The organism is Neorhizobium sp. LMR1-1-1.1, from assembly GCF_040675795.1.
Lineage (GTDB): Bacteria > Pseudomonadota > Alphaproteobacteria > Rhizobiales > Rhizobiaceae > Neorhizobium > Neorhizobium cellulosilyticum.
Window position 1 is genome coordinate 38094 of the sequence record NZ_JBEGHE010000047.1, and the last position, 25107, is coordinate 63200.

The 25107-nt window shown below is 58.3% G+C and carries 21 protein-coding genes and 2 pseudogenes; 17 read left to right on the forward strand and 6 right to left on the reverse strand.

Translation table 11 applies throughout. The annotated features are described in order from the left end of the window. Window positions 1-98: 98 nt before the first annotated feature. A pseudogene (locus MRBLMR1_RS23400) lies at window positions 99-2210 on the reverse strand (lytic transglycosylase domain-containing protein); the annotation flags it as partial. A 228-nt stretch (window positions 2211-2438) separates the two neighbouring features. Between MRBLMR1_RS23400 and dapA the strand changes: the two are divergent. From dapA to MRBLMR1_RS23415, 3 genes are all read left to right on the forward strand, one after another. Then, window positions 2439-3323, forward strand: a complete 885-nt coding sequence (gene dapA / locus MRBLMR1_RS23405) for a 4-hydroxy-tetrahydrodipicolinate synthase (protein WP_148145484.1) — start codon at window positions 2439-2441, stop codon at window positions 3321-3323. A gap of 234 nt (window positions 3324-3557) precedes the next feature. Then, window positions 3558-4034, forward strand: a complete 477-nt coding sequence (smpB, locus tag MRBLMR1_RS23410; RefSeq protein ID WP_500066539.1) for an SsrA-binding protein SmpB — start codon at window positions 3558-3560, stop codon at window positions 4032-4034. 243 nt (window positions 4035-4277) lie between these two features. Then, window positions 4278-5246: a lysylphosphatidylglycerol synthase transmembrane domain-containing protein gene (locus tag MRBLMR1_RS23415; protein ID WP_500066542.1), complete on the forward strand. Its 969-nt coding sequence runs from the start codon at window positions 4278-4280 to the stop codon at window positions 5244-5246. 4 nt (window positions 5247-5250) lie between these two features. Here MRBLMR1_RS23415 and MRBLMR1_RS23420 read toward each other — a convergent pair whose 3' ends face one another. Further along, window positions 5251-6306, reverse strand: a complete 1056-nt coding sequence (locus tag MRBLMR1_RS23420) for a bifunctional transcriptional activator/DNA repair enzyme AdaA (RefSeq protein ID WP_500066544.1) — start codon at window positions 6304-6306, stop codon at window positions 5251-5253. Between the two features lie 80 nt (window positions 6307-6386). Further along, window positions 6387-6962 (reverse strand): LabA-like NYN domain-containing protein, encoded by a 576-nt coding sequence (locus MRBLMR1_RS23425; RefSeq protein WP_112511088.1) that lies wholly within the window; start codon window positions 6960-6962, stop codon window positions 6387-6389. A 468-nt stretch (window positions 6963-7430) separates the two neighbouring features. On the opposite strand from MRBLMR1_RS23425, the gene rpoZ reads away from it, so the two are divergent. From rpoZ to MRBLMR1_RS23465, 8 genes are all read left to right on the forward strand, one after another. Next, complete coding sequence (rpoZ, locus tag MRBLMR1_RS23430) at window positions 7431-7835, forward strand: DNA-directed RNA polymerase subunit omega (protein WP_500066546.1); 405 nt, start codon at window positions 7431-7433, stop codon at window positions 7833-7835. 219 nt (window positions 7836-8054) lie between these two features. Beyond that, on the forward strand, window positions 8055-10313 hold the full coding sequence (locus MRBLMR1_RS23435) for a RelA/SpoT family protein (RefSeq protein WP_148145479.1): 2259 nt from the start codon (window positions 8055-8057) through the stop codon (window positions 10311-10313). A gap of 143 nt (window positions 10314-10456) precedes the next feature. Then, entirely contained in the window at window positions 10457-10765 is a 309-nt protein-coding gene (locus MRBLMR1_RS23440; protein WP_500066548.1) for a hypothetical protein, read from the forward strand. A gap of 223 nt (window positions 10766-10988) precedes the next feature. After that, complete coding sequence (locus tag MRBLMR1_RS23445) at window positions 10989-11204, forward strand: DUF982 domain-containing protein (RefSeq protein ID WP_404945293.1); 216 nt, start codon at window positions 10989-10991, stop codon at window positions 11202-11204. Window positions 11205-11451: 247 nt separating this feature from the next. Next, a complete protein-coding gene (locus tag MRBLMR1_RS23450) occupies window positions 11452-11661 on the forward strand; it encodes a cold-shock protein (RefSeq protein WP_148145477.1) in 210 nt (69 codons plus the stop codon). 111 nt (window positions 11662-11772) lie between these two features. Then, window positions 11773-12057: a cold-shock protein gene (locus MRBLMR1_RS23455; protein ID WP_500066549.1), complete on the forward strand. Its 285-nt coding sequence runs from the start codon at window positions 11773-11775 to the stop codon at window positions 12055-12057. Window positions 12058-12082: 25 nt separating this feature from the next. Beyond that, entirely contained in the window at window positions 12083-12328 is a 246-nt protein-coding gene (gene rpsU / locus MRBLMR1_RS23460; RefSeq protein WP_148145475.1) for a 30S ribosomal protein S21, read from the forward strand. 98 nt (window positions 12329-12426) lie between these two features. Beyond that, window positions 12427-12624: a hypothetical protein gene (locus MRBLMR1_RS23465; protein WP_148145474.1), complete on the forward strand. Its 198-nt coding sequence runs from the start codon at window positions 12427-12429 to the stop codon at window positions 12622-12624. A gap of 126 nt (window positions 12625-12750) precedes the next feature. Here the strand turns inward: MRBLMR1_RS23465 and MRBLMR1_RS23470 are convergent, their stop codons facing one another. The 3 genes from MRBLMR1_RS23470 to MRBLMR1_RS23480 form a co-directional block, all read right to left on the reverse strand. After that, a complete protein-coding gene (locus MRBLMR1_RS23470) occupies window positions 12751-13584 on the reverse strand; it encodes an undecaprenyl-diphosphate phosphatase (RefSeq protein WP_500066552.1) in 834 nt (277 codons plus the stop codon). Between the two features lie 296 nt (window positions 13585-13880). Continuing rightward, window positions 13881-14831, reverse strand: coding sequence for a DUF3829 domain-containing protein (locus MRBLMR1_RS23475; RefSeq protein ID WP_500066554.1), 951 nt, complete (start codon window positions 14829-14831; stop codon window positions 13881-13883). A 455-nt stretch (window positions 14832-15286) separates the two neighbouring features. Then, entirely contained in the window at window positions 15287-16330 is a 1044-nt protein-coding gene (locus tag MRBLMR1_RS23480; RefSeq protein ID WP_500066556.1) for an SMP-30/gluconolactonase/LRE family protein, read from the reverse strand. A gap of 1047 nt (window positions 16331-17377) precedes the next feature. Here MRBLMR1_RS23480 and MRBLMR1_RS23485 point away from each other — a divergent pair. From MRBLMR1_RS23485 to acpS, 6 genes and pseudogenes are all read left to right on the forward strand, one after another. Next, window positions 17378-18634 (forward strand): annotated as a pseudogene (locus MRBLMR1_RS23485) (methyl-accepting chemotaxis protein); the annotation flags it as partial. 454 nt (window positions 18635-19088) lie between these two features. Continuing rightward, window positions 19089-21032 (forward strand): methyl-accepting chemotaxis protein, encoded by a 1944-nt coding sequence (locus tag MRBLMR1_RS23490; RefSeq protein ID WP_148145469.1) that lies wholly within the window; start codon window positions 19089-19091, stop codon window positions 21030-21032. Between the two features lie 368 nt (window positions 21033-21400). Continuing rightward, the gene (locus MRBLMR1_RS23495) at window positions 21401-23344 is read left to right on the forward strand and encodes a methyl-accepting chemotaxis protein (RefSeq protein ID WP_500066558.1); all 1944 of its coding nucleotides are present in this window, start codon (window positions 21401-21403) and stop codon (window positions 23342-23344) included. 268 nt (window positions 23345-23612) lie between these two features. After that, window positions 23613-23768, forward strand: a complete 156-nt coding sequence (locus MRBLMR1_RS23500) for a DUF3563 family protein (protein ID WP_148145467.1) — start codon at window positions 23613-23615, stop codon at window positions 23766-23768. A 276-nt stretch (window positions 23769-24044) separates the two neighbouring features. Continuing rightward, entirely contained in the window at window positions 24045-24569 is a 525-nt protein-coding gene (locus tag MRBLMR1_RS23505; RefSeq protein WP_183685012.1) for a DUF2062 domain-containing protein, read from the forward strand. Window positions 24570-24585: 16 nt separating this feature from the next. Further along, window positions 24586-24990 carry a holo-ACP synthase gene (acpS, locus tag MRBLMR1_RS23510; RefSeq protein ID WP_148145465.1) on the forward strand — a complete coding sequence of 135 codons (405 nt, stop codon included), beginning with the start codon at window positions 24586-24588 and terminating at the stop codon, window positions 24988-24990. Window positions 24991-25107 lie beyond the last annotated feature (117 nt).

Here is a 25107-nt window from a genome sequence, read left to right on the forward strand (position 1 = left end):
GGCTAGGCCGGGCTTTTTCGTGCTTATCAGGGTATCTTGCTATCGAACTGTTCGAGAACCGGGGTAAGGCGCGGCTGTCTATGGCTCTCGGTCTCACCCCTGCCGAACCGTAGATCGTCAACGATATCGGCCTTCTGCCCCAGCCGGGTCTTGTAGACCTGATAATTCTCCAAGACGCGCTGAACGTAGTTGCGCGTTTCGGGGAAGGGGATGCGTTCAACCCAGTCGATCACCTCTTCGAGCGACTTGCCACGCGGATCACCATAACGAGCAATCCATTCCGGCACACGCTTCGGTCCGGCGTTGTAAGCTATGAAGGTCAGTACATAGGAGCCGCCGAAAGCGTCGATCTGCTCGCCGAGATAATGCGCGCCAAGCGTGGCGTTGTAACCAGCGTCACTGGTCAGCCGGTCCGCCTTGAAGCTCATCCCGTGCCGCTTGGCAACGCCCTGTGCCGTCCCGGGTAAAAGCTGTAGAAGGCCGCGGGCATTCGCTGCGGAAACGGCTGACGGGTTGAATGCGCTTTCCTGCCTTGCGATCGAATAGGCAAGCGCCTTGCCGGAACCGGCAATATCGGCGCCGGCCGGAATGACGCCGATAGGATAGGCGAGTGCCGCCACATCGACACCGCGGGAAAATGCCGACTTGCCGATTCGCAGCGATAGTGCATGGTCGCCTTGTGCTTCCGCGCGTGCGGTCAAAAGCGAAAGTTCGCCCGGGCTGTCGATCTGCTCGCCGAGTGCCGCATAAAGTGCTGCTGATCGCCGGTCATGGCCGACGGCGTCAAGCCGCGCGATGGCACGGACCACCTCACGCGAAGCGAAGCGCTCACGGTCCTGCGCCGTGGGGGAGGGGTAGCTTACATCGAGCGTCGATTTGCCGAGTTTTGCTGCGGCCAACTGCCCGTAGAACGTGCCGGAATAACGCGCCGCCTGTTCATAAAAGTTACGCGCCTCTCCCGGTCCGCCGGCCTCAGCCGATCGGCCGAGCCAATAGAGCGCCCGCGACGCGGAAAGCGGCCGGTTGGAAGCTTCGTAAATCTTGCGGAAATGCGTCTCGGCCGTCGCCGGATCCTGAAGTGCCCTCAGTGCATACCATCCAGCATGGAATTCCGCATCGGCGCGATCGACGGTAGACTGAGCCAGATGATTTGCGACCAGCCTGTAGGCGGCGCTGAACTGACCTAGATCCGCAAGCCCGCGCGAGACGATCCGTTGCTCGTTCCACCATTCCGTTGGATAGACGAGTTTTGCCGGATCGCGCGGTATGCGCTCAAGCAGCTTTGCCGCTCCGGCATAATCGTTCTGCCGCCTTGCATATTCTATTTTGGCGAAGAGATAAGCGGGATCGCTCGCCCACGAGCCTGCAACAGCATTGATCAGCGCATCGGCATTCCTGGCATTGTTCGCAACGGCTGCCCACGCGTTATAAAGCGACTGCGCATTGCCGAGACCGGAAAACCGTTTCGCCTGCGCCACGCGGCCGCGATACATGAGATAGTCCATGCGGGTCTTGTGATCGGCTGCGGTAAACAACCCGCCGAATTCGCCAAGCAGCTTGTCTTCGGTCGCCACATCGAGTGTCTCGGAAGACCATAGACCGCGCAGGGTCCGGGCGGCCTCAGCGGTTTTCCCAGCTGCCGTCTGCGCGCGGGCGAGGATCATTGCACCTTCCGGCGTCTGCGGGCGTGAATTGCCCATGGCGGAAAGCACGGCTGCAGCAGGCGGGTTTTCGCGATAAAGCGCGCGCTCTTCCCGCTCGCGCAATCCGCCGAGCCCCGGCCAGCCGGTCAGCTCGCGTGAAGCGTTAGCAATCTCGCGATAGGGCACATCCTTCATTCCCGAACTGGCAATCGCCCAGGTGAGGATTTTGCGGTCGAGCGAGCCTGCCGGCAGGCTGTCGCGTGCAGCAATCGCCAGCCCCGCATCATTGCCGGAAAGCGCGTCGAGCCCGGTTTTGAGTGCAGAAGATGCCAGCGGTCGGTCGAGCCTTGGAATGGAGCCGGTAATCTCGGGAATGGGCATGGCGGTTGGCGTGGGGATAGCCTGGGAGCCCGGTTGCGTTGGCACAGGCGCGCTCATCGGTGCGTTCGGCCGGGCAAAGGGAAGCGGCACGATGCCGCTGCCAGCGCCACCGCTCTGGGCGAGCACAAGGCTCGATATGCTGGCTGCACCCAATCCTAAGGTGAGGATCAGAGCGGGCTTCTTCATCCGGCGACTCGCGAAAAAGACATATACCCCTATCGGGTTCTCCCATTAGGCTCCGGCGGCATTAACGAAACCTTACCACGACCTCTAAAATACGTATCAATGAGCGGTGGCCGGCGATCAGTTTCCCGTGAGCTTTGCGCTTGTCGGCGATCTGCCTCCGCTTTATGGTGCGCCACCTTAGTCATTGATTACGGCCGAAGCATGGACTGCGGCCATTGGGAGTTTTGCATGTTCAAGGGATCGATCCCCGCGCTCGTAACGCCGTTCACCACTGGCGGGGCTGTCGATGAAAAAGCGTTTGCAGATCATGTCGAATGGGTGATTGCAGAGGGCAGCTCGGGCCTCGTTCCGGTCGGCACGACGGGTGAATCGCCGACGCTTTCCCATGATGAGCACAAGCGTGTGGTCGAACTCTGTGTAGAGGTCGCTGCCAAGCGCGTGCCGGTCATTGCTGGTGCTGGTTCCAACAATACGACGGAAGCGATCGAGCTCGCACAGCATGCAGAACAGGCCGGCGCCGATGCTCTGCTTGTCGTCACGCCCTATTACAACAAGCCGACCCAGAAGGGGCTTTTCGCCCATTTCTCGGCAATCGCTGATGCGGTTTCCCTGCCCATATTCATCTACAATATCCCGGGGCGTTCCGTTATCGACATGAGCCCGGAAACCATGGGCAAGCTCGCCAAGGCGCATAAGAATATCGTCGGCGTCAAGGACGCGACGGGCAAGATCGAGCGCGTCTCGGAACAGCGCATCTCCTGCGGTACTGATTTCATCCAGCTTTCCGGCGAGGATGCTACGGCGCTCGGTTTCAATGCGCATGGCGGTGTCGGCTGCATTTCGGTCACGGCCAATGTCGCGCCGCGCCTCTGTGCCGAATTCCAGGCGGCGACGCTGGCCGGAGATTACAAGAAGGCGCTCGAATACCAGGATCGTCTCATGCCGCTGCACAAGGCAATCTTCATGGAGCCGGGTCTCTGTGGCGCCAAATACGGTCTGAGCAAGTTGCGCGGCATGGAGCGTACCGTGCGCTCGCCCCTGGTCTCCGAGCTTGAGCCTGCGACCGAAGCCGCAATCGATGCGGCGCTGCGCCATGCAGGCCTGTTGAACTGAGGCATTGCCTTGGCGCTCGAAGTCGCTGACGCATAAGCTTCACATTCGGTCCTGACCGCATTATATCAATGCTTAACCCCGCTCATTGCTTTTGGGCGGGGTTCTTATTTGGAAAAGCAATTCCAGCAAAAGTGGGAACGGTTTTGTGTCCGGAATTGCGTCAAACAGAGTATTGGAGCCTTTTCGCCTTTCGAAGAAAAGCGGATACGCTCTAAGCGGAATGGAATTCGTCTGATGGCACCCAAAGGCAGCCAGCGCGTGGTCAACAACGTCGTTGCGGAAAACCGCAAGGCCCGGTTCAACTACGAGATAATCGACACCTATGAGGCAGGCCTGGTGCTGACTGGTACCGAGGTGAAGTCTCTGCGCGACGGCAAGGCCAATATCGCCGAATCCTATGCGTCGGACGAAGGCGAGGAGATCTGGCTGATCAACAGCCACCTGCCGGAATATCTGCAGGCCAACCGCTTCAACCACGAGCCGCGCCGCCGCCGCAAGCTGCTCCTGTCGAAGCGCGAGATCGGTCGCCTGCGCAACAGCATCAACCGCGAAGGCATGACGCTCGTGCCGTTGAAAATCTATTTCAACGAAAAGGGCAGGGCCAAGCTGGAGCTCGCGCTCGCCAAGGGCAAGAAGCTGCACGACAAGCGCGAGACCGAGAAGGAACGCGACTGGAACCGGCAGAAGTCGCGGCTGTTGAAGAACGGCTGAGACTGATCAAATGCGCATTCGGCGTAATCGCTGACCCTCTGCCCCCAAGCGGGGCGAAGGGAACGTGCCCTGTTCGAGATCTGCGGCGCACGGTAACGGCTTGGCTTGGGTCCTTTTCCCCGCCTGCGGGCAGTAGGTGCTGGCAGGCGGATGAGGCGCTGAAGCTGGCGCCGAGATAAACCTCCACCGGAACCAAACTCATCCCCCGCCGTTTCCCCGCACGTTCATGCGGGTAAGCGGATAATGACGAAGAAGCAGTTTTTCACCTACCTGATGCTGGTTGTCGGCTTCGGCCTTGCCACCTGGCTCCTCTACCAGGTTTTTCGCGAACACTCCTTCTCCGAGATCGTCCAGTCGGTCCGCGATATCCCAGCTGGCAATCTGGCTCTGGCGCTCCTCTTCGCCTTCGGCTCCTATCTCTGCCTCACCGGCTTTGACTGGTGCGGCGTGCGTTATGTGAAGAACGATCTGCCCTATCCTAAAATCGCGCTCGCGTCTTTCATCGCGCTCTCCATCGGCCAGAGCGTGGGCATGTCGGGCCTCAGCAGCGGTGCGCTGCGCTATCGCTATTACGCCCACTGGGGCATGACGACTGAAGATGTGGCGAAGATCGTGCTGCTCTCGGGCGTCACGGTAGGGCTCGGCATGGCCGTGCTTGCCGGCATCGTCATGGTGCTCAACCCGCAGGATGCCGCCGCGGTACTGCGCCTGAGGCAAGAGGTCGTGATTGCCATCGGCGCAGGCTGCCTTGCCACAACGGCACTCTACATCGCGCTTGCCGCCTTCCTGCGTGCGCCGCTGAAAATCTGCAGCTGGACCTTCCAGATGCCCACCTGGAAAATTGCCGTCGCTCAAGTGGTCATCGGCACGGTCAACTTCGCTCTGGTCTCGGCCTGCCTGCGCGAGGTGATGGCGGCAGGCGCGGATGTCAGTTATCTCAAGGCTGCAACCGCCTTCGTACTCGCCAATGTTGCGATCCTCATCACCCATGCGCCCGGCGGCCTGGGCGTGCTGGAAGCGACAGTTCGGCATGTCATGGGCGATCAGGCATCGATCGGCTCGCTGGTCGCCTTCCGGGTGATCTACTTCTTCATCCCGCTCTTCATCGGCCTGCCGCTGTCGCTCGTCGTCGAGGCCATCTTCCGGGCAAGAAAGTCGGGCAGTAGCCCGCAGCCGAACGGCGATCAACGCGCAGCGGTCTCTGCCGGATAGAAAGTCAGCGTTCCGCCATGCGGCGCTCATGTTCGATCAGCCAGCGTTTGCGCCACAGGCCCCCGCCATAACCGGTCAGGCTGCCATCGGCTGAAAGCACCCGGTGGCAGGGAATGACGATGGCGATCTGGTTGGCGCCGTTGGCACCCGCAACGGCGCGGGTGGAGGAGGGCCTGTTCATGTCGCTCGCAAGTGCGCCATAGGTGCGAAGCTCCCCCGCCGGGATATCGCGTAGCGCCTGCCACACCTGCCGCTGGAACGGCGAGCCATGCTCGGCAAGCCGCGTCCTGAACCCCTTGTTTTGGCCGGAAAAATAGGCCTTCAACTCCGCCTCGATCTCGTCGATCGGCGGATATCTCCCCATGACGATGCTGCTGCCGCTCGCCTTCTGCAGTCTGCGGATCTCTGCCGGTAGCGCGTTGCGCTCGGCAAATTCCAGAATATGCAGGGCGTGCGTGTCGGCGATCGCGATCATCGGGCCGATCGGCGTATCGATCCAGTCGGCACGCAGCAGGGCCATGCCACGCAGTCTCGCCGGGGCTTCCCCGAACAGCCTTGCGATCGCGGCACGAAAGCCGCTACCGGATTCGTAACCCGCATCGAGCTGGGCGTCGATCACATTGGCGCCGTCATTCAGCACTTCCGCAGCCTTGCCCATTCGTCTCAGGCGCGCCATTTCCAGAAAACTCATGCCGAATTGCCGCTTGAACGCACGTCGAACGGTGGATGGATCGACGCCTAAGGCGCTCACGTCGCCTTCGCTCCAGCGCCGCATCGGATCGGCACTGAGTGCATCGATCAGCCTTGTGACCACGGGATCGGTCTCGCCAAGCTTCAACATCGGCCGGCATCGATTGCAGGGGCGAAAGCCGGCTTCGAGGCATTCGGCGATCGTCTCATAGAAAGTTGAATTCTCGCGCTTCGGCTTGCGGGCAGGGCAGGTGAGGCGGCAGAAAATGCCGGTTGTCTTCACGGCCACCCAGGCAAATCCTTCATAGGAAGGATCGCGGGCGATCAGCGCATCATAAAGAATGTCGTCGGAAGGGCGTTGAAACAGCATGACACTCTTCTAGCCCGAAACGAAAATAGGCGCCGCCGAAAAACGGGCGCCTATTTTTCTGATTATGCCTGCTTCGACAGTTACGCGTCGGCCGGCTCTGTGGGCTCGGTCGGGCGTACCGCGCGTTCGCTCGGGTCGCGGCCGACCTCCGCCTTCAGCGTCATCAGGTCGATGAAGTGATCGGCCTGACGACGTAGGTCGTCGGCGATCATCGGAGGCTGCGTCTGCATCGTCGAGACGACCGAAACCTTACGGCCACGACGCTGCAACGCTTCCACCAGATTGGTGAAGTCGCCGTCGCCGGAGAAGATCACCAGATGATCGACGGTTTCCGACTGTTCCATCGCATCGATGGCCAGTTCGATATCCATGTTGCCCTTGATCTTGCGACGACCAAGACTGTCCGTGAATTCCTTCGCGGGCTTGGTCACGACCTTGTATCCGTTATAGTCCAGCCAGTCGATCAGCGGGCGGATCGAGGAATATTCCTGGTCTTCGATAAGCGCCGTGTAATAATAGGCGCGAAGCAGGTAGCCGCGTTTCTGGAAAGCCTTCAAAAGCTTTCGATAGTCTATATCGAAGCCGAGGCTTTTTGAGGCGGCGTACAAATTCGCGCCATCGATAAAGAGAGCAATTTTCTCTCTCGGGTCAAACATATGTCTCCATCCCTTTTTATGCCCGTTTTCCGAGCAGATCGGTAAAACGAAATATGTACCGACGATATCGGAATAATTCTTACATTACGAACTATTCATATATCTGTCATGTAAGTTACGATTCGCAATATTCCAAGCACGTGCTGATTGAATATATTCCTCCATCCCAAGCACTTTAGTCTTAATGTCCAAGGCGCGGACCATTCGACTATGAGTTCTCGGGCGCAGCGCTTGCCGGATTTGGTATCCGGATAAACAGGTGAACCTCACCCGTTTCTTCGCCGCCAGGCTTTGACAGAGATCATGCTGTCAGTGCTTTGCGCCTTCGAATGGAGCGTTTTCTCCTCAGTAAACGCCCCGTAACTCACCACTCGATTGGCCCCGGGTTTAGGAAAAACTTGAATTTCCCGTCCGATGGCTGTATCGGGCGTATCAATTCCGGAAATCCAGGACCGCAAAGGACAGGCAATGGCCCGCGTCACAGTAGAAGATTGCATTGACAAAGTCGACAACCGTTTCGAGCTGGTTCTGCTCGCAAGCCATCGCGCTCGCCAGATTTCGCAGGGCGCTGCGATCACCATCGACCGCGATAATGACAAGAACCCCGTCGTCGCTCTTCGCGAGATTGCCGATGAGACACTGTCTCCCGACGACCTGAAGGAAGACCTGATCCACTCGCTGCAGAAGCATGTTGAAGTTGACGAGCCCGAGCCCGATCCGGCAGCTCTGATTGCCGCCGGCGGTGTATCGGTTGCCTCTGACATTGAAGATGAAGATGCTCCGGAAACCGTCAATTTCGACCAGATGTCGGAAGAAGAACTGCTGGCCGGTATCGAAGGTCTGGTCCCGCCGGAAAAGAGCGACGACTACTGATCGGCATAGTGTGCCTGAGCGGATTTCAACCGATATTCGCTTGGCGCGGATAAAACGGTCGGAATAATCGCTCCGATCGGAACGATAGTGCGCTGCGGCAAGGTATCGTTCATCCTATCGCCCTAATCTGGTTGTCTCAATAATGATGGCTGCGCTAACCGATGGTTGGCGCGCCATTTTCTTTTGTCGCCACACCGTATTTGAAGGGCATTTCCGGGAATGATGAGGCAGTACGAGCTTGTTGAGCGGGTGCAGAAATACAAGCCCGACGCCAATGAAGCTCTTCTCAACAAGGCCTATGTTTACGCCATGCAGAAGCATGGCCAGCAAAAGCGCGCCTCCGGTGATCCCTACATTTCCCATCCGCTCGAAGTAGCGGCCATCCTCACCGACATGCATCTCGATGAGTCGACCATCGCGGTCGCGCTTCTGCATGACACGATCGAGGATACGACAGCCACCCGCGCCGAGATCGACGAACTGTTCGGCGAGGATATCGGTCGGCTCGTCGAAGGTCTGACTAAGCTGAAACGCCTCGACCTCGTGTCGAAAAAGGCCAAGCAGGCCGAGAACCTTCGCAAGCTGTTGCTCGCCATTTCCGATGACGTCCGCGTTCTGCTGGTGAAGCTCGCCGACCGTCTGCATAACATGCGCACGCTCGACCACATGAAGGCCGAGCAGAAGGCACGCATTTCCGAAGAGACGATGGATATCTATGCGCCACTCGCCGGCCGCATGGGTATGCAGGACATGCGTGACGAACTGGAGGACCTGTCCTTCCAGTATATCAATCCGGAAGCCTACGAGACGGTCACGCAGCGCCTGGCGGATCTGTCCGCCCGCAATGAGGGCCTGATCAAGAAGATCGAGGATGAACTGCGCGAGCTTCTGGTCGCCAACGGCCTGAATGGAACTTTCGTAAAGGGACGGCAGAAGAAACCCTATTCGGTCTTCCGCAAGATGCAGTCGAAGTCGCTCTCTTTCGAGCAACTTTCGGATGTCTACGGTTTCCGCATCATCGTTGACGACGTTGCCTGCTGCTACAAGGCGCTCGGTATCGTCCACACACGCTGGCGCGTCGTTCCCGGTCGCTTCAAGGATTATATCTCCAACCCGAAGCAGAACGACTACCGCTCGATCCACACCACCATCGTCGGTCCGTCCCGCCAGCGTATCGAGCTGCAGATACGCACCCAGCTCATGCAGGAAATCGCCGAATACGGCATCGCCGCTCATACGCTCTACAAGGACGGCCAGTCTGTTGCAGGCAAGGGACCGGCCAAGAGTGACGAGCTTCTGCCGAAGGAGAGCAACGCCTATTCCTGGCTGCGCCACACGATCGAATCGCTGGCCGAGGGTGATAATCCCGAAGAGTTCCTCGAACACACCAAGCTCGAACTGTTCCAGGACCAGGTTTTCTGTTTCACCCCGAAGGGCAAGCTTATCGCGCTGCCACGCGGTGCAACCCCCATCGACTTCGCCTATGCAGTTCATACCAACATCGGCGACACCACGGTCGGCGCCAAGATCAACGGCCGTATCATGCCGCTCGTAACCCGGCTGAACAACGGCGACGAAGTCGAGATCATCCGTTCCGGCGTCCAGGTTCCGCCGGCTGCCTGGGAAGAGATCGTCGTCACCGGCAAGGCGCGCTCGGCGATCCGCCGCGCTACCCGCATGGCGATCCGCAAGCAATATGCCGGCCTCGGTCACCGCATTCTGGAGCGCACCTTCGAACGCGCCGGCAAGACGTTTTCCCGCGACGCGCTGAAGCCGGCGCTGCACCGTCTGGCGCAGAAGGATGTCGAGGATACGATCGCCTCTGTCGGTCGCGGTGAGCTTTCTTCGCTCGACGTGCTTCGCGCCGTCTTCCCGGATTACAAGGACGAACGCGTAACCGTGAAGCCGGCAGCCGATCAGGGCTGGTTCAACGTCCCGAGCGCAACCGGCATGATGTTCAAGCTGCCGGCGAAATCCCAGACAGATCTGGAAAACGCCCAGGCAGCAGATCTCGTGGCGACCCTATTGCCGATCCGCGGCCTTGCCGCCAATACCCAGGTGCGCTTCGCCCCGAGCGGCGCGGTCCCCGGTGATCGCATCGTCGGCATTATGGATGCGGGCAAGAGCAAGGGCATCACCATCTATCCGATCCAGGCGCCTGCGCTGCAGAAATTCGACGACGAGCCGGAACGCTGGATCGATGTCCGCTGGGATCTCGACGAAGCCAACAAGTCGCGCTTCCCGGCAAAGATCGAGATCAACACGATCAATGAACCCGGCACGCTCGCAACCGTCGCCACGACGATCGGTGCGCTCGACATCAATATCCGCACCATGTCCATGGGCTCCAACCGCGCCGACGACTTTTCCGAGATCGCGATGGAAATCGAGGTCTGGGACCTGCGTCAGCTCAACCAACTTCTTTCGCAGTTGAAAGAACTGGACTGCGTGGCCAATCTGAAGCGGGTTTATGATTGACGTGCGGCTGATGATTTAGGCCGATTTGACCTTCGAGGCTCGACATTTGCCTATGCTGCACTATCTCACTTTGATCGTCGTGTCGGAACGAGCAGCGACGGCCGAGGGATGAGATGGGCTCTCGCTCAAGGCGGGAGGCTCAATTGCCCCATACCTCTCACGATTTGCAGGCAATATTCGACCATGGATGGCGGGACGCTGAGGATGGAAAAAGCCTGAGTGCCAACCCCTATCTGCGCGACGAAAGCAATTACCGCCTCTCTGCCTGGGTTGAGGGCTATCGCGAGTTCGCGGACGGTATGAGTGCCGCATACAGAGATCGATTGGTCGATGAGGGCAAGCAGGCAGGTACCCTTCTCCTCGACAGCCGGGCCTGCCCGTACATCCTCGACCAGAGCAGTCTGCGCTATGATGCCTGGCTGTCGGGGTATCAGTCTCCCGGCGCGCAATGATCTTTCCGCATCGGACAGGTGGCCATCTGCAGGACCGCACAATCCAGGTCTGCTCGCGCGCTCGAGATCAGGCGTGAATTTATCGCCTGGAAGCATTTGGAAGACACCGGCGATCGACAATCTCCGCTTGGACTTGGAGCATATTCGGTCGACGCCATGGAAGGATCATGCATTGCTCACCGTTATCCAAATCGACTTTCGTACACGATGGGAATATCCCGTCATGGTAGCAAGGCGCAGTGGAAATTCTGTTGCCATAAATGGTCCCGGACAGGCTTTGAATTACCTGCGGAATGACTTCGTTTTTCAGTCCGGGCGATCTTATTTGTCTGCCGTGTGGGCGTGTCAGTCGGTCCTGCGCTGCAGGGGAGACGCCGAGACCGCGCGACAGCATTTTATCGCCGCTTATGCTGACTACATGATCAAGCTCCATCCTTAGCCAATTCTCTGCGCAGGGTGTCTGAGCTTCCTATGCAGCCGGCGTCGTGCAGCAAGGCCCCCGCAATCTCCATGCAAAGTCTTTATTTTCGCGCATGCCTTGTTGTTGGCCCATTAATCGCTATTTTAGATTTTATCGAACCTTGCTAGCGACTCTCGTCGGCAGCCTAACGGCTCTTCTTGATTTTCTCTCATCGTCGATTTAGCGCCGGGCAACCGGCTTACCCAGCGATTGAAAGGAAATCGTTATGAGCACTGGTACAGTGAAGTGGTTTAATAGCACGAAGGGCTTCGGATTTATCCAGCCGGACAATGGCAGCGAGGATGTGTTTGTGCACATTTCTGCCGTGGAGCGTGCGGGTCTGCGCGGTCTGAACGACGGGCAGAAGATCAGCTACGAGCTCGTGCAGGACAATCGCTCCGGCAAAAGCTCCGCAGACAACCTGCGCGCAGAATAATATGTCATCGCCCTCGTGTGACCACGGATGTACTGGCACGCGAAAGGCTTGATGATAAACGAAGGTCGGGCGTCAAACTCCGGCCTTTTGTTTTGACCCTTGGAGGTCATGATGAGCAAGCACCGTTATGATGCCGGCGACGTGGTCGTCTTGAAGAGTGGTGCATTTCGCTTCGGCGAAACGAATGGCTCATGCCGGATTGTTGCTGTTTTGCCGGATGCGTACGGGCTGACGCAATATCGCGTCCAATTTGACGGTGAGAATTGCGAGCGCCGCATTACGCATGGCGATATCAGTCATGAGGGTTCTGTGGATCTCTCGAAGACATCGACCGCGACACCGCTTCCATCTGGTAGTTCGTGGATCAACGTGAATACGATCAAAATCAAGAAATAGTGGCTTTGCCGCGTCAGGAGATATTTTGCAGGTACTTGTAAGAGACAACAATGTTGATCAAGCGCTTCGCGTTCTGAAGAAAAAACTGCAGCGTGAAGGCCTGTTCCGGGAAATGAAGGCGCGCAGCGCATATGAGAAGCCGTCGGTAAAGCGCGCCCGCGAAAAAGCCGAGGCGATCAGGCGCGCCCGCAAACTGGCGCGCAAGCAGATGCAGCGTGAAGGGCTGTTGCCTGCTCCGAAGAAGAAGGTCATTGCTCCTCGGGCTCGCTGATTGCCGGTTCGATATCGGTTCCCCGCGGCACCCGTCGCCGAGGCATGGTTTTCAGATTGTTTTAGTGCGCTTTTGACCTGAAACGCAGGAGGACTGACATGACTGTGACGAAAGACCGTTTCTTCAAGCCGACGAAGCTTTCAGCCGATGCAAAGGCGAAAACGACCAATTCCATCGTCCGCGACATTCTGGATTCCGAGGTCGCCGAGAGGGAAAAGAAGACGCAGAAACTTCGCGCTCTGCGCCTTGCGCAAGTCTCTGCAAGCCCATCCGGGACCTCCCGTTTCGGCAAGTAATCTGGTTGGCCGGGGCTCGCCCCTCCGTTAAACAGCATCTAAAACAAAACCCGCCGACAGCGTCGGCGGGTTTTGTTTTTCGTTTGATCGGAACAGCTTTTCTGTTCGACGGCCGGATCTCCAGGCTCAGATCGGGCTGACATAGCCGAAGCCGAGCAAGCCAAGCAGCGCCACGCCGATCACCACGCGATACCAGACAAACGGCATGTAGCTCTTGGTCGATACGAGTTTCAGGAACCAGACGATGACGCCGTAACCGACGACGAAGGCGATCAGCGTTGCAAGCGCGGTCGGACCGGCCGCGACCGCCGTGTCTTCCCCCATCGTCTTCAGGAGCTGGTAGAAGCCCGAGCCGAATACGGCAGGAACAGCGAGCAGGAAGGAATAACGCGCCGCGGCCTCGCGCGTGTAGCCAAGGAGAAGGCCGGCAGTGATCGTTCCGCCGGAGCGGGAGACGCCGGGGATCAGCGCCATCGCCTGGGCAAAACCGAAGATGATGCCGTCGCGCCAGATCAGCTGCCTAAGCGCATATTTCTTCTTGCCGATGCGGTCAGCCCAGCCCAGGATAAGACCGAAGACGATCAGCATCACGGCGGTGATATACATGTTGCGCAAGCCGTGTTCGATCTGGTCCTTGAAGCCAAGCCCCAGGATGATGATCGGCAGCGAGCCGATGATGATGAGCCAGCCCATTCGGGCCGCGTCCCTGTCGTAATCGCCGATCCTGAACACCTGACGTAGCCAGGCGGTGGCGATATTGACGATGTCTTTCCAGAAGTAGACGAGAACCGCAGTCTCCGTGCCGAGCTGGGTGATGGCCGTGAATGCCGCGCCAGGATCGGTGCCAGAGGGCAGGAATTCGCCGAGAATGCGCAAATGCGCACTGGAGGAAACCGGCAGGAATTCGGTCAATCCCTGGACAAGTCCAAGAATGGCGGCATCAGTCCAACTCACGCTCATGGCAGCTCCGAAGGTTGGGGAAAGGATTTAAAGGGTAAAAGGGATTTCTGAAGGCAGGCTGAAGGTCATGTTTGCATAGGTCTGGCAGCTTGCGATCGTCAAGCTGCAAAGCTTGGAACCGCTCAATGTGACGATTCTACGGTAGACCGTCCATGTCTCAAACATATCACGGCTATTCTTGGCATCTGCGCTATGCCTGCGAATGCCCCGTCATGAACGCGAACGGGCCGGATTTCTCCGGCCCGCCATGTTTTTTCACAAACGGGGAGATGCGGCTCACCTGACGCCGCGTCACCTCAGCACTTGTTGAAATTGATCGCGTTGATGACGTTGTTATAGTCCTGCAGCAACTGCGTTGCGTCCTGCCGTTCCGCCGACATCATCTGGAACTGCGCTTTCTTGTCTTCCTGATAGCGGCCGTTCTCGGTCCGCAGGATGATCTGGCGGCCGGTGGAAAGATAGGCGTTGACGTTGAGCATCATCGACGAGCATCCGGCATGGTTCTTCTCGCGCACCTTGGCGTCATAACCTGTCGCCATCGTGTTGAACTGATCGAGCGAGGTCTTCAGCGCATCCTTCCTGTCGCCCAGCCCCTTGCCCTGCAGAAAGCCGTCGGCGGCGTCCATGCTTTCCTTGATGTGGTAGATCATGCCGATGCGGAAATAGTCGCGGGTATCCTTCTGCGCACTTTCGAACTCGGTCTTGATCCGGGCGCGGTCCTTGGCGTCGATGGCGCTGATGAAATTGCCCTGCGCGGCGGCAAGCGTTTCCATCGCGGCGATGAAGGCCTGCCGGATCTCGCGACCATGCGCGCCCTTGTCGCTCAGATAGGTCTTGGCGGAGATATAATTGCCCATGTCCCGATCGAGCGGTTCGGCCTTCTCGGCTGCGTCGCGATAGGCATCGGCCGAACCGTCGAGCTCGGCCATGTCGGGCTTCATCTCACGGGCCTTGGCAAGGGCGTTCTTCAACCTATCCAGATTGTTGGTCGAGTAGAACAGGTTGTCATTCTCGTCCTTGCCGTCGAGCACGGGCTGGACATAGCTCTGGAAGGTCGCCAGTTCCTTGGCATAGGAGCGTTGGAACGAGTTCGCCACTTCGACATAGGCGTTGTATTTCAGCACTTCGGCCTGCTCGGCGGATGGCTGGTTCTGTTCTTTATTGCTGGTCTTGCTTTCGTCACAGGCAGAAAGCGTCAGGACGCAGGCCGCAACAGCCAGCGACCGGATCATGTTTCCGGTGTTCATCAAATTGTCCTCGTTTGAAATATCAGCTTGAAACCGCAGGATCGGCCGCATTGGCGGCTCGCACATCGGATCGCTATATCGAGATCACTTGGTTGGCGTCTCGGACCGATCAGGTTTCATCCTGTTTCGGGTCTGGTATCCGCTCCAACTACCTCCTCTTCACTGGTGGCGTCCGATGGCTCACAACAAGCCATGGTTATCAGGCGCACACACCGTTCTCCCCTCAATCTGTTGAAATGCCTGGGGACTTATTCATCTGCGCCCTAAGTCCGCTGGGGAAAGGCGTCGATCATCTGAAAATACATGATCTGCAGAATGTGAGAATGTTTCCTATTGGCGCAATCCCGGCTTGTCACCCCGAAAACGGCTTCCGCTGATATTTGCTATCCGGTGAAACGGAAACGGGCCGGATTGCTCCGGCCCGCTTCTCAATTCAATGATGCTGGTGAGAGCGATCAGACGGCGCCGCGGGTCTCGACATAAAGTGCGTAGACCGAGTGGCTCGACGCCATGTAGAGGCGGTTCTTCTTCTTGCCGCCGAAAACAAGGTTCGGGCAACGCTCCGGCAGCTTGATGAAGCCGATCGCCTTGCCTTCCTTGTTGAACACCTTGACGCCGTTCAGCTCTTCCGGCTTTGCGCCGGCAGCACCGGACGAGCCCCAGCCGCACCAAAGGTTGCCGTCGACATCGACCTTGAAGCCGTCGAGACCGCCATTGTCGTCAGCGGTGATCAGCGCCTTCTTGTTGGAAACTGTCTTGCCGTCCTTCGAGACGTCGTAAGCCCAGACGATACGGTAGGGCTGCGCGCGGCCTTCAACGATATAAAGCTTCTTCTCGTCTTCGGAGAAGGCGATCCCGTTCGGGCCCTTCAGTTCGTCGGTGATCAGCGACAACTCACCTTCGGCTGAAATGCGGTAGACAGAATGCGGCAGTTCCGGGTCTGCCTTTTCGCCTTCCCACATGCCGCCGATGCCGAATGGCGGATCGGTGAACCACAGCGAGCCGTCCGACTTGCAGACGATGTCGTTCGGCGAATTCAGCTTCTTGCCATTGTAGGTGTCGGCAAGAACCGTGATCGAGCCGTCATGCTCCGTGCGGGTGACGCGGCGGGTCAGGTGTTCGCAGGCAATAAGGCGGCCCTGCAGGTCGCGGCAATGGCCGTTGGCATAGTTCGAATTGGCGTCGAACACGCTCCATGTCTCGTTCGTTTCGTCGAACTTCATGACGCGATTGTTCGGAATATCGCTAACCAGCAGATACTTGCCGTCACCGAAATAGACCGGACCTTCCAGCCAGCGAGCGCCGGTGGCAACCTGTTCCAGAGAAGCGCTGGCAACACGGTATTTCGCAAAGCTCGGGTCGAGAACCTGAATGGCCGGATCGGGATAGATCGGGGAGGGGGTGAAGCTGATCGCTTGGGCGGAGGCGTTTTTGATGGTGACGGCAGTTGCGGCTGCGACGGCACCGAATGTCATGAGGTTGCGGCGGCTAAGATCCACGGGAAAATTCCTTCGATAATAGTCGTTGATTTCATATCAATCTGCCCGTTCTGCGGGAGGCGGCAATCATCGCCTTGGTGCCCTGTTAACTTCGTAACATTGTGCGCTGCAATATAAATCTGATGCATTCTCCCCCCATGATTAAGGAGGCATGAAGGCCGATGATCGGAGAGCAAGGGCAGTTTTCTCGCCTTTGTCGAAAACTATAATGCACTGCAGCAAATGTAAGATTTTTTTATGAAATTCGCCCTAGGGTGCGACAAGGACACAGAGATCGCCTTAGTCGATCCTTCACGCGCATGATGCGCGCCGTCAAAACGGTTCCTGCATTTTCCTCCTCCCCCGAATGCGTGTTTTCAGTCTTCCTGAGAAGGTCCCCCCATGCTCAAGAACTTAAAAATCAAGACCAAGTTTTTGATGGCGATCGCCATCCTTGGCGTCATTTCGCTTGCCGGTCTGTTATTTGTGACTCAGCGTTTCAGCGCTGCCAATGAATCCTATTCGAATTTCCTGCATAACGAGAGCACGGCTGCGACCTTCGTACCGCGCGGTGCCGCAGGCATGTGGACGGCTACGACTTGGCTCAGCCGCGCTCTTGCACAGGACCCGCAATCCGCTGCGTTCAAGGATTTGTCCGAGCGCTTCGGCAAGGAAATCACCGGTGCGCGCGCACGTCTGGCACAGGTCCCCGGTCTTGTGCCGAGCCGCCAGGCCGCAACGGACGAATTGCTCGCAGGCGCAGATAAGCTCAAGGCAATCGGTGATGATCTGCTGAAGGCTCATGTTGCTGGCGACGAAGCGAAGGTCACCTCTCTTTCGGGGGATCTCGACAAGGCTATTGTTGAACTGTCCCCGAAGTTTGGTGCCAGCAACGGCGCCATGGCGGACCTGATCAAGAACGGCGGCGATCAGCTGTCGGCTGAAGTCTCATCCACCATCAAGTTCACGATTGTCGGCATGCTGATCGGTATCGCCGTTGCTATCGTGTTGGCACTGACGATCGCCCAGAAGGGTATCACAGCTCCGATGGCGCGCCTTCGCGAACGTATGGCGTCGCTTGCCGCCGGCGATGCCCGCGCTGCAATCGATGGTCTCGACCGAAAGGACGAAATCGGCCAGATGGCCGAAGCCGTCGAAGTCTTCCGTCACAACGCTCTCGAGCGCACCCGCCTGGAACAGGAAGCCGACGACAACCGCAGCCTGTCGGAAAAGGAACGCATCGAGCGCGAAGCCGCCAAGGCCCGCGAAGCTGCCGACGTCAAATTCGCCGTCGACAATCTCGCTCAGGCGCTGAGCCAGCTTTCCGATGGCAACGTCTCCTACCGTATCGAAAAGCCGTTTACCGCAGCGCTTGATGGTGTCCGCGGTGACTTCAACGCCTCGGCTGCAAAGCTGCAGGGTGCATTGGAACAGGTCGCAGAAAATGCCCGCAGCATTGAGGCCGGTTCGGCCGAGATCAAGTCGGCTGCCGACGATCTTGCCAAGCGTACCGAGCAGCAGGCTGCTTCCGTCGAGGAAACCGCAGCCGCTCTGGAAGAGATCACCACCACTGTGAAGGACGCCGCCCGCCGCGCCACCGAAGCAGGCAACCTCGTTGCCCGCACCCGTCAGGGCGCAGAAAAGTCCGGCGAGGTCGTCCAGAAGGCTGTTCAGGCCATGGAAGCGATCGAAAAGTCCTCCGGCGAGATCGGCAACATCATCGGCGTCATCGATGACATTGCCTTCCAGACCAACCTTCTGGCACTCAATGCCGGTGTTGAAGCCGCGCGTGCGGGTGAGGCGGGCAAGGGCTTTGCAGTCGTCGCTCAGGAAGTTCGCGAATTGGCCCAGCGTTCCGCAAACGCCGCCAAGGAAATCAAGACCCTGATCAACGCGTCGAATGAGCAGGTCCAGAACGGTGTGCATCTCGTTGGCGAAACCGGCAAGGCGCTGCAGACGATTGTCGGCGAAGTCCAGGAGATCAACCGCAACGTCAACGCGATTGTCGAAAGCGCTCAGGAACAGTCTTCAGGCCTGCAGCAGATCAACACCGCGGTCAACACGATGGACCAGGACACGCAGAAGAATGCTGCCATGGTCGAAGAGCAGACCGCAGCAAGCCATGGTCTTGCCCGCGACGCCGCTTCGCTGAACGCGCTTCTTTCCCAGTTCAAGCTTTCGGTTCAGACCTACCAGTCGACCGTTCGTGCGGTGAAGGCAAATGAAACGCCCGCGGCCTCGCCGGCACGCGCCCTTGGCCGTAAGCTGGCCGGCGCCTTCTCTGGCAATGCTGCCGTCAAGAACGAAAGCTGGGAAGAGTTCTAAGTCCGGCTCGTCCTGAGGACGATCATTCCCAAGATCAGGAAAGGCCGCAGGCAACCCGTCTGCGGCCTTTCCTTTGGGCAAAATCTCTCCGAAGTCGCCTTCCACCGGTATCGTGATAGGCGTTTGAACGGACGGTGCGGCATTTTGCCGTGAGTTTTATAAAATTCGATACAACGTAAGATTTTATTATCGGACCGGGTTCTATGCTCTGCCCGGGACATTCGAGATACCCCCTTGTTCTCAAGCGCGCATGATGTGCGTCGTTCCTCCAGATCACATGGTTGGACGGCTCCTGTTTGGTTGGCTCTTTCGTCGGGAGTCTGCACTGTTGCACCAAGCGCGGGATCCCGCGGCGGCTGGTGCTGCAGCAAATAGACTTGCGCATAGTGTCTCCGAGAACCAAGCCCGGTTCCCGGCTCAATGCGCTGAGTTCATCGCGTTGTGGAGGTATCCGATGCTCAAGAACCTAAAAATAAAGACCAAATTTCTGATGGCGATTGCGATCCTGGCGTTCATTTCGCTGGCGGGCCTGGCTTTCGTCACTCTACGCTTCGAAGAGGCGAACAGCACATATTACAATTTCCTCCAGAACGAGAGCACCGCGGCTGTCTATGGGCCTCGTGGTGTTGCCGGCGCGTGGACGGCTATCAACTGGCTGAACCGTACCGTAAGCCAGGATCCACAGTCGGACAAATTCACGGAATTCGCTGCCCGCTTCAATAACGAATTGAGCGGCGCCCGCGGCCGTCTGGAGCAGATCCCGGCCATCGTTCCCAGCCGAAAGGCCGCAATCGACGAATTGGTGAGCGCCATAGACGCCATGCGGCAGATCGGCGGGGAAATGATCAAGGCCCATGCCGTCGGTGACAAGGCACTGTTCGACAGCATGACGGTCAAGCTCGAACAGGCCACCATCGACTTCTCGGCAAAGTCGGGCGCCAACAATACTGCCATGGCGGACCTGATCAAGAATGGTTCGGACCAGCTCAATGCGCGTGTTACCGATGCAATTCTGGTCACGATCGTCAGCATGTTGATCGGGATTGCCGCTGCCATCGCTTTCTCCATGTTGATCGCGCAGAAGGGTGTCACCACGCCGATGGCGCGCTTGCGGGAACGCATGGCGTCCCTGGCCGCCGGTGAGACTGAAGCTGAAGTCGACGGTCTCGACCGCAGGGACGAGATCGGCCAGATGGCCGAAGCCGTCGCTGTTTTCCGCGACAACGCGCTGGAACGTCAGCGTCTCGAACAGGAGGCTAACGACAATCGTAGCCTCTCGGAAAAGGAACGCATCGAACGCGAAGCAGCGAAGGCCCGCGAAGCCGCCGACGTCAAATATGCAGTCGACAATCTCGCCGAGGCACTGAGCCAGCTCTCCAACGGTGATGTCTCCTATCGCATCGAGCAGCCTTTCACGGAAACACTCGATGGAGTGCGCAACGACTTCAACAGTTCGGCATCCAAGCTCCAGGAAGCGCTCGAGCAGGTTGCAGGCAATGCCCGCAGCATCGAAGCCGGTTCGGCGGAAATCCGCTCCGCAGCCGACGATCTCGCCAAGCGCACCGAACAGCAGGCCGCTTCCGTCGAAGAAACGGCTGCCGCTCTGGAAGAGATCACCACCACGGTGAAGGACGCAGCCCGTCGCGCCACCGAGGCAGGCTCGCTTGTCACGCGTACCCGTCAGGGTGCGGAAAAGTCAGGTGAAGTCGTGCACAGCGCTGTCAAGGCAATGGAGGAGATCGAAAAGTCCTCCGGCGAAATAGGCAACATCATCGGTGTCATCGATGACATCGCCTTCCAGACCAATCTTCTGGCGCTGAACGCTGGTGTCGAGGCCGCACGTGCAGGTGAGGCGGGCAAGGGGTTTGCGGTTGTCGCACAGGAAGTGCGCGAACTGGCACAGCGGTCCGCAAATGCCGCAAAGGAGATCAAGACGCTAATCACCGCGTCCAACCATCAGGTCCAGAACGGCGTGCATCTGGTTGGCGAGACCGGCAAGGCGCTGCAGATGATCGTGGCGGAGGTCCAGGAGATCAACCGCCACGTCGCCGCCATCGTCGAGAGTGCGCAGGAGCAATCCTCGGGCCTCCAGCAGATTAACACGGCCGTCAACCAGATGGACCAGGATACGCAGAAGAACGCGGCAATGGTCGAGGAGCAGACGGCGGCAAGCCACGGCCTTGCCCGCGACGTTGCATCGCTCAATGCCTTGCTGGCTCAGTTCAGGCTTTCCGGAGCCTCGGCAGAACGTTCGGCAAGGTTGCCGACCAAACCTGTGCGCTCTGCGCAGGTTGACGAAGCGCCCACCGCTTCGCCGGCGCGCGCTTTGGGCCGCAAGCTGGCCGGTGCCTTCTCCGGCAACGCGGCACTCAAGAACGACAGTTGGGAAGAGTTCTGAGCGTCTGATCGATAGCGGTTTCTGTAACCCGCTATCTCCGAAATAAGCGGTAGCGGCCGGGGACATGGAGTCCTCGGCCGCTTTCGTTTGGTGAGCAATGCTGTCTCGTTGCCGATAAGCCGCATGTTCGTGGTTGATTAGGAGGGGCGCGGCAATCGCATGTTGCAATATTTTATCGGAACAATATTCCGATGATCGAAACGTAACTGTTTATTATAGCCCGTCGCCCTACGCATTGTTCCGGGAAATTTGAGATATGCCCCGCTCTTTGCGCGTATGACACGCGCCGCCTTCGTCCGGCGGTTCCTGCGTTCGTTCGTTCATCTGTCCTCTTGCATGGATTTTCCAGCACGTATCGAGGTTTCCCTATGCTCAAAAATCTACGGATCAAGACCAAGTTTCTGATGGCGATTGCCATCCTTGGGATCATTTCTCTGACTGGCCTACTGCACGTTACAAGTAAATTCAGCGCTGCCAACAGCGCCTATTCCAACTTCCTGCAGAACGAAAGCAACGCAGCGACCTTGAGCCCGCGCGCTGCTGCCGGCATGTGGACGTCAACCACCTGGCTGGGGCGTGCGCTCGTGCAGGATCCCAAGTCCGAAAAATTCAAGGAACTGTCTGAGCGCTTTGGTCAGGAATTTGCCGCAGCGCGTGATCGCCTGACCAAAATTCCCACGATCGTCCCAAGCCGTAAGGAAGCAATCGATGAATTGCTTGTCGGTGTCGACAATCTGAAAGCGGTAGGCGATGGCCTGCTGAAAGCTTACGTTGCCGGTGATGCGGCTGGAGTTCACGATTTCTCGGCCAAGCTCGACGGGGTGATCGTTGCATTGCCATTGAAGTTCGCCGCCAATAACGTTGCCATGACGGAGATCCTCAACAACGGTGCCATCCAAATGTCGGCGTCCGTTTCGTCAACGATCCTTTACGCGATCTGCGGCATGGTCGTCGGCATCTTGTTGGCTATGGGTGCCGCCATGATGATCGCTCAGACGGGCATAACCGCACCGATGGCCCGGCTTCGAGAGCGTATGGCTTCGCTTGCAGTCGGCGAAACGGAAGCTGAAATCGTTGGTCTCGACCGCAAGGACGAGATAGGCCAGATGGCCGAAGCTGTGGCCGTCTTCCGCGACAATGCACTGGAGCGCATTCGGCTTGAACAGGAAGCCGACGACAATCGTAGCCTCTCGGAAAAGGAACGTATCGAGCGTGAGGCAGGTAGGGCGCGTGAAGCCGCCGACGTCAAGTTTGCCGTCGACAGTCTCGCTGAGGCGCTAAGCCAGCTGTCCGATGGCAATGTTTCGCATCGTATAGAAGCGCGGTTCACCACGGCGCTCGATGGTGTCCGCAACGACTTCAATTCCTCTGCCGCCAAGCTCGAGGCTGCACTTGAGCAGGTCGCGGGAGACGCCCACAGCATTGAAGCAGGCTCGTCCGAGATCAAGTCGGCCGCCGATGGTCTTGCCAAGCGTACCGAACAGCAGGCCGCAGCTGTCGAGCAGACGGCTGCCGCGCTCGAAGAGATCACCACCACGGTGAAGGATGCCGCAAGGCGTGCACAGGAAGCCGGTGATCTTGTCACCCGCACCCGTCAGGGTGCGGAAAAGTCCGGCCATGTCGTACAGAACGCCGTCAAAGCAATGGAGGAGATCGAAAAGTCCTCTGGCGAAATAGGCAACATCATCGGTGTCATCGATGACATCGCCTTCCAGACCAATCTTCTGGCGCTGAACGCCGGTGTCGAGGCCGCGCGTGCAGGTGAGGCGGGCAAGGGGTTTGCGGTTGTCGCACAGGAAGTGCGCGAATTGGCCCAGCGGTCCGCGAATGCCGCCAAGGAAATCAAGGCGCTGATCACGACTTCGAACGAGCAGGTTCGCAACGGCGTGCATCTTGTCGGCGAGACCGGCAAGGCGCTGGAGACGATCGTGGCGGAAGTCCAGGAGATTAACCGGCACGTCGTCGCCATCGTCGAGAGTGCGCAGGAGCAATCCTCGGGCCTCCAGCAGATCAATTCTGCGGTCAACACGATGGACCAGGATACGCAACAGAACGCGGCAATGGTCGAGGAGCAGACGGCGGCAAGCCACGGCCTTGCCCGCGACGTTGCATCGCTCAATACCTTGCTTGGCCAGTTCAGGCTTTCCGGAGCCTCGTCAGAACGTTCGGCAAGGTTGCCGACCAAACCTGTGCGCTCTGCGCAGGTGGATGAAGCGCCCGCCGCTTCGCCGGCGCGCGCTTTGGGCCGCAAGCTGGCCAGTGCCTTCTCCGGCAACACGGCACTCAAGAACGACAGTTGGGAAGAGTTCTGAGTGTCAGACCTGAGATGAGCTGAGGGGCATTTGCTCCTCCGGCTGCGACGATATGTCCAACCGCGGGGGCTTGCCGGCTCCTGCGGTTGTTTTTTGAACATTTTTGCCGTGTCGCGCTCGTTGTCGCCAGTTATTTGGTCAATTTGACGGCCGTCAAAGCGCTTGCCATGCATTGGGAGCAAGCCTGCACCGCTTCCCAGGCGTTGGTAAAAGAGCCGAGGAAGTCGTATTTTAGCATCAGCAAAGTAACTGAACGAAAGATAAGACGATGTTTGACACAGTACGCAAGTTTGCACGCGCCCTGCGCGTTCCCTCGGCCCAGGATCGCGAAATGGCCTATCTCAATGAATCGCGTGATCGGATCGATCTCGAATACCGTATGCGCCAGGTCGACCGCGGTATGTTCCGCAAGTCGCAGTTCTAAATCTTGACCGCCGTCGTGCCTTTGGCCAGCGAGCCGGGGCACGAGATGCTGGATAGGGTGAAAGCCTTATGGCGACCCTTCGGGATTTCCTGGCGCTGGTTGAAGCTTGGCGCGGATCTTTATCCCCAAATTCGCCACGATTTTCGGTTTCCGCTATAATATCGCTTGATCATATATAGCCAGAACGGCCGGCCCTGTCCGGATCGATTGGACAGGTTAACTGGAATGCCCTTTCGCCGTCGTACTCCTCTTTCACTCAGTCAGAGGCTTTTCGGGATGTTCGTTCCGAAAAGAGGGTTTCGCCGTACGCTCGGTTATTATCGCCTCAAGGTCATGCGCATCGGTGGTTCTCCCCATGCCGTCGCCGCTGGCGTGGCGGTCGGCGTGCTGAGCGCATGGACTCCTTTTCTGGGGTTTCACGTCCTGTTCGCCATCCCGATCGCCTGGCTTCTTGGCGGCAGCATGATCGCTGCCGCAATCGGCACGACATTCGCAAATCCCCTGACCTGTCCGATCATCTGGCCGCTGACCTGGGAAGTGGGTCAGTTCATGCTCGGCGCCGAGCCGACCTCGCGCCATATCGATCTTGAAGCCCTGTTCGCCCATCTTGACGTCTCGCAGCTCTGGGGACCGGTGCTTGAGCCGATGCTTGTCGGCTCGCTGCCTCTGGGCCTGCTCTGTGCGCTTTTCTTCTATGCCGTGACCTATCTTGCCGTGCGCGGTTTTCGCGATCGTCGCCTCGGCCGCTTGACGGAGAGGGCAAGACACCTCAAGTCAGCCGAAACCGGATCGGCAATTTAGGTACAGGATCAGCTTGATGATTATCGGCATGGGGAGCGACCTCATAGACATAAGGCGCGTGGAAAAATCTATAGAGCGGTTCGGCGAACGCTTTACCCACCGCTGTTTTACAGAGATCGAGCGGGCAAAATCGGAGCGCCGCAAGAACCGGGCCGAATCCTACGCCAAGCGTTTTGCCGCCAAGGAAGCCTGTTCCAAGGCGTTGGGCACCGGTCTTGCCAATGGCGTGTTCTGGAAAGACATGGGTGTCGTCAACCTGCCCGGCGGAAAGCCGACAATGGTCCTCACCGGCGGTGCCGGCGACCGACTGGCCGAACTGATCCCTGCTGGCTATGAGCCCGTCATCCACATCACCATCACCGATGAATATCCTTACGCCCAGGCTTTCGTGATCATCGAGGCGAAACCGATATCCGCCTGATGCCGGCGCGGAAATGCATGCTTCCGACAATGCATGAAGGTTTAGTAATCTCACCACCATTGCCGCGGCTTGGCTAAGCGTTTAGACAGTTCAGCCACTCGCCCCGAGATAGAAAGA

Bases quoted from the DNA above. Each gene is read 5' to 3' on its own strand.
- MRBLMR1_RS23490 (WP_148145469.1), top strand. From the start codon at position 19,089: ATGCTCAAGAACCTAAAAATAAAGACCAAATTTCTGATGGCGATTGCG.
- smpB (WP_500066539.1), top strand. From the start codon at position 3,558: ATGGCACCCAAAGGCAGCCAGCGCGTGGTCAACAACGTCGTTGCGGAA.
- MRBLMR1_RS23455 (WP_500066549.1), top strand. From the start codon at position 11,773: ATGAGCAAGCACCGTTATGATGCCGGCGACGTGGTCGTCTTGAAGAGT.
- MRBLMR1_RS23415 (WP_500066542.1), top strand. From the start codon at position 4,278: ATGACGAAGAAGCAGTTTTTCACCTACCTGATGCTGGTTGTCGGCTTC.
- MRBLMR1_RS23420 (WP_500066544.1), bottom strand. From the start codon at position 6,306: ATGCTGTTTCAACGCCCTTCCGACGACATTCTTTATGATGCGCTGATC.
- MRBLMR1_RS23475 (WP_500066554.1), bottom strand. From the start codon at position 14,831: ATGAACACCGGAAACATGATCCGGTCGCTGGCTGTTGCGGCCTGCGTC.
- MRBLMR1_RS23450 (WP_148145477.1), top strand. From the start codon at position 11,452: ATGAGCACTGGTACAGTGAAGTGGTTTAATAGCACGAAGGGCTTCGGA.
- acpS (WP_148145465.1), top strand. From the start codon at position 24,586: ATGATTATCGGCATGGGGAGCGACCTCATAGACATAAGGCGCGTGGAA.
- MRBLMR1_RS23500 (WP_148145467.1), top strand. From the start codon at position 23,613: ATGTTTGACACAGTACGCAAGTTTGCACGCGCCCTGCGCGTTCCCTCG.
- MRBLMR1_RS23495 (WP_500066558.1), top strand. From the start codon at position 21,401: ATGCTCAAAAATCTACGGATCAAGACCAAGTTTCTGATGGCGATTGCC.
- MRBLMR1_RS23435 (WP_148145479.1), top strand. From the start codon at position 8,055: ATGATGAGGCAGTACGAGCTTGTTGAGCGGGTGCAGAAATACAAGCCC.
- MRBLMR1_RS23425 (WP_112511088.1), bottom strand. From the start codon at position 6,962: ATGTTTGACCCGAGAGAGAAAATTGCTCTCTTTATCGATGGCGCGAAT.
- MRBLMR1_RS23445 (WP_404945293.1), top strand. From the start codon at position 10,989: ATGGTAGCAAGGCGCAGTGGAAATTCTGTTGCCATAAATGGTCCCGGA.
- MRBLMR1_RS23470 (WP_500066552.1), bottom strand. From the start codon at position 13,584: ATGAGCGTGAGTTGGACTGATGCCGCCATTCTTGGACTTGTCCAGGGA.
- dapA (WP_148145484.1), top strand. From the start codon at position 2,439: ATGTTCAAGGGATCGATCCCCGCGCTCGTAACGCCGTTCACCACTGGC.
- rpoZ (WP_500066546.1), top strand. From the start codon at position 7,431: ATGGCCCGCGTCACAGTAGAAGATTGCATTGACAAAGTCGACAACCGT.
- MRBLMR1_RS23505 (WP_183685012.1), top strand. From the start codon at position 24,045: ATGTTCGTTCCGAAAAGAGGGTTTCGCCGTACGCTCGGTTATTATCGC.
- MRBLMR1_RS23465 (WP_148145474.1), top strand. From the start codon at position 12,427: ATGACTGTGACGAAAGACCGTTTCTTCAAGCCGACGAAGCTTTCAGCC.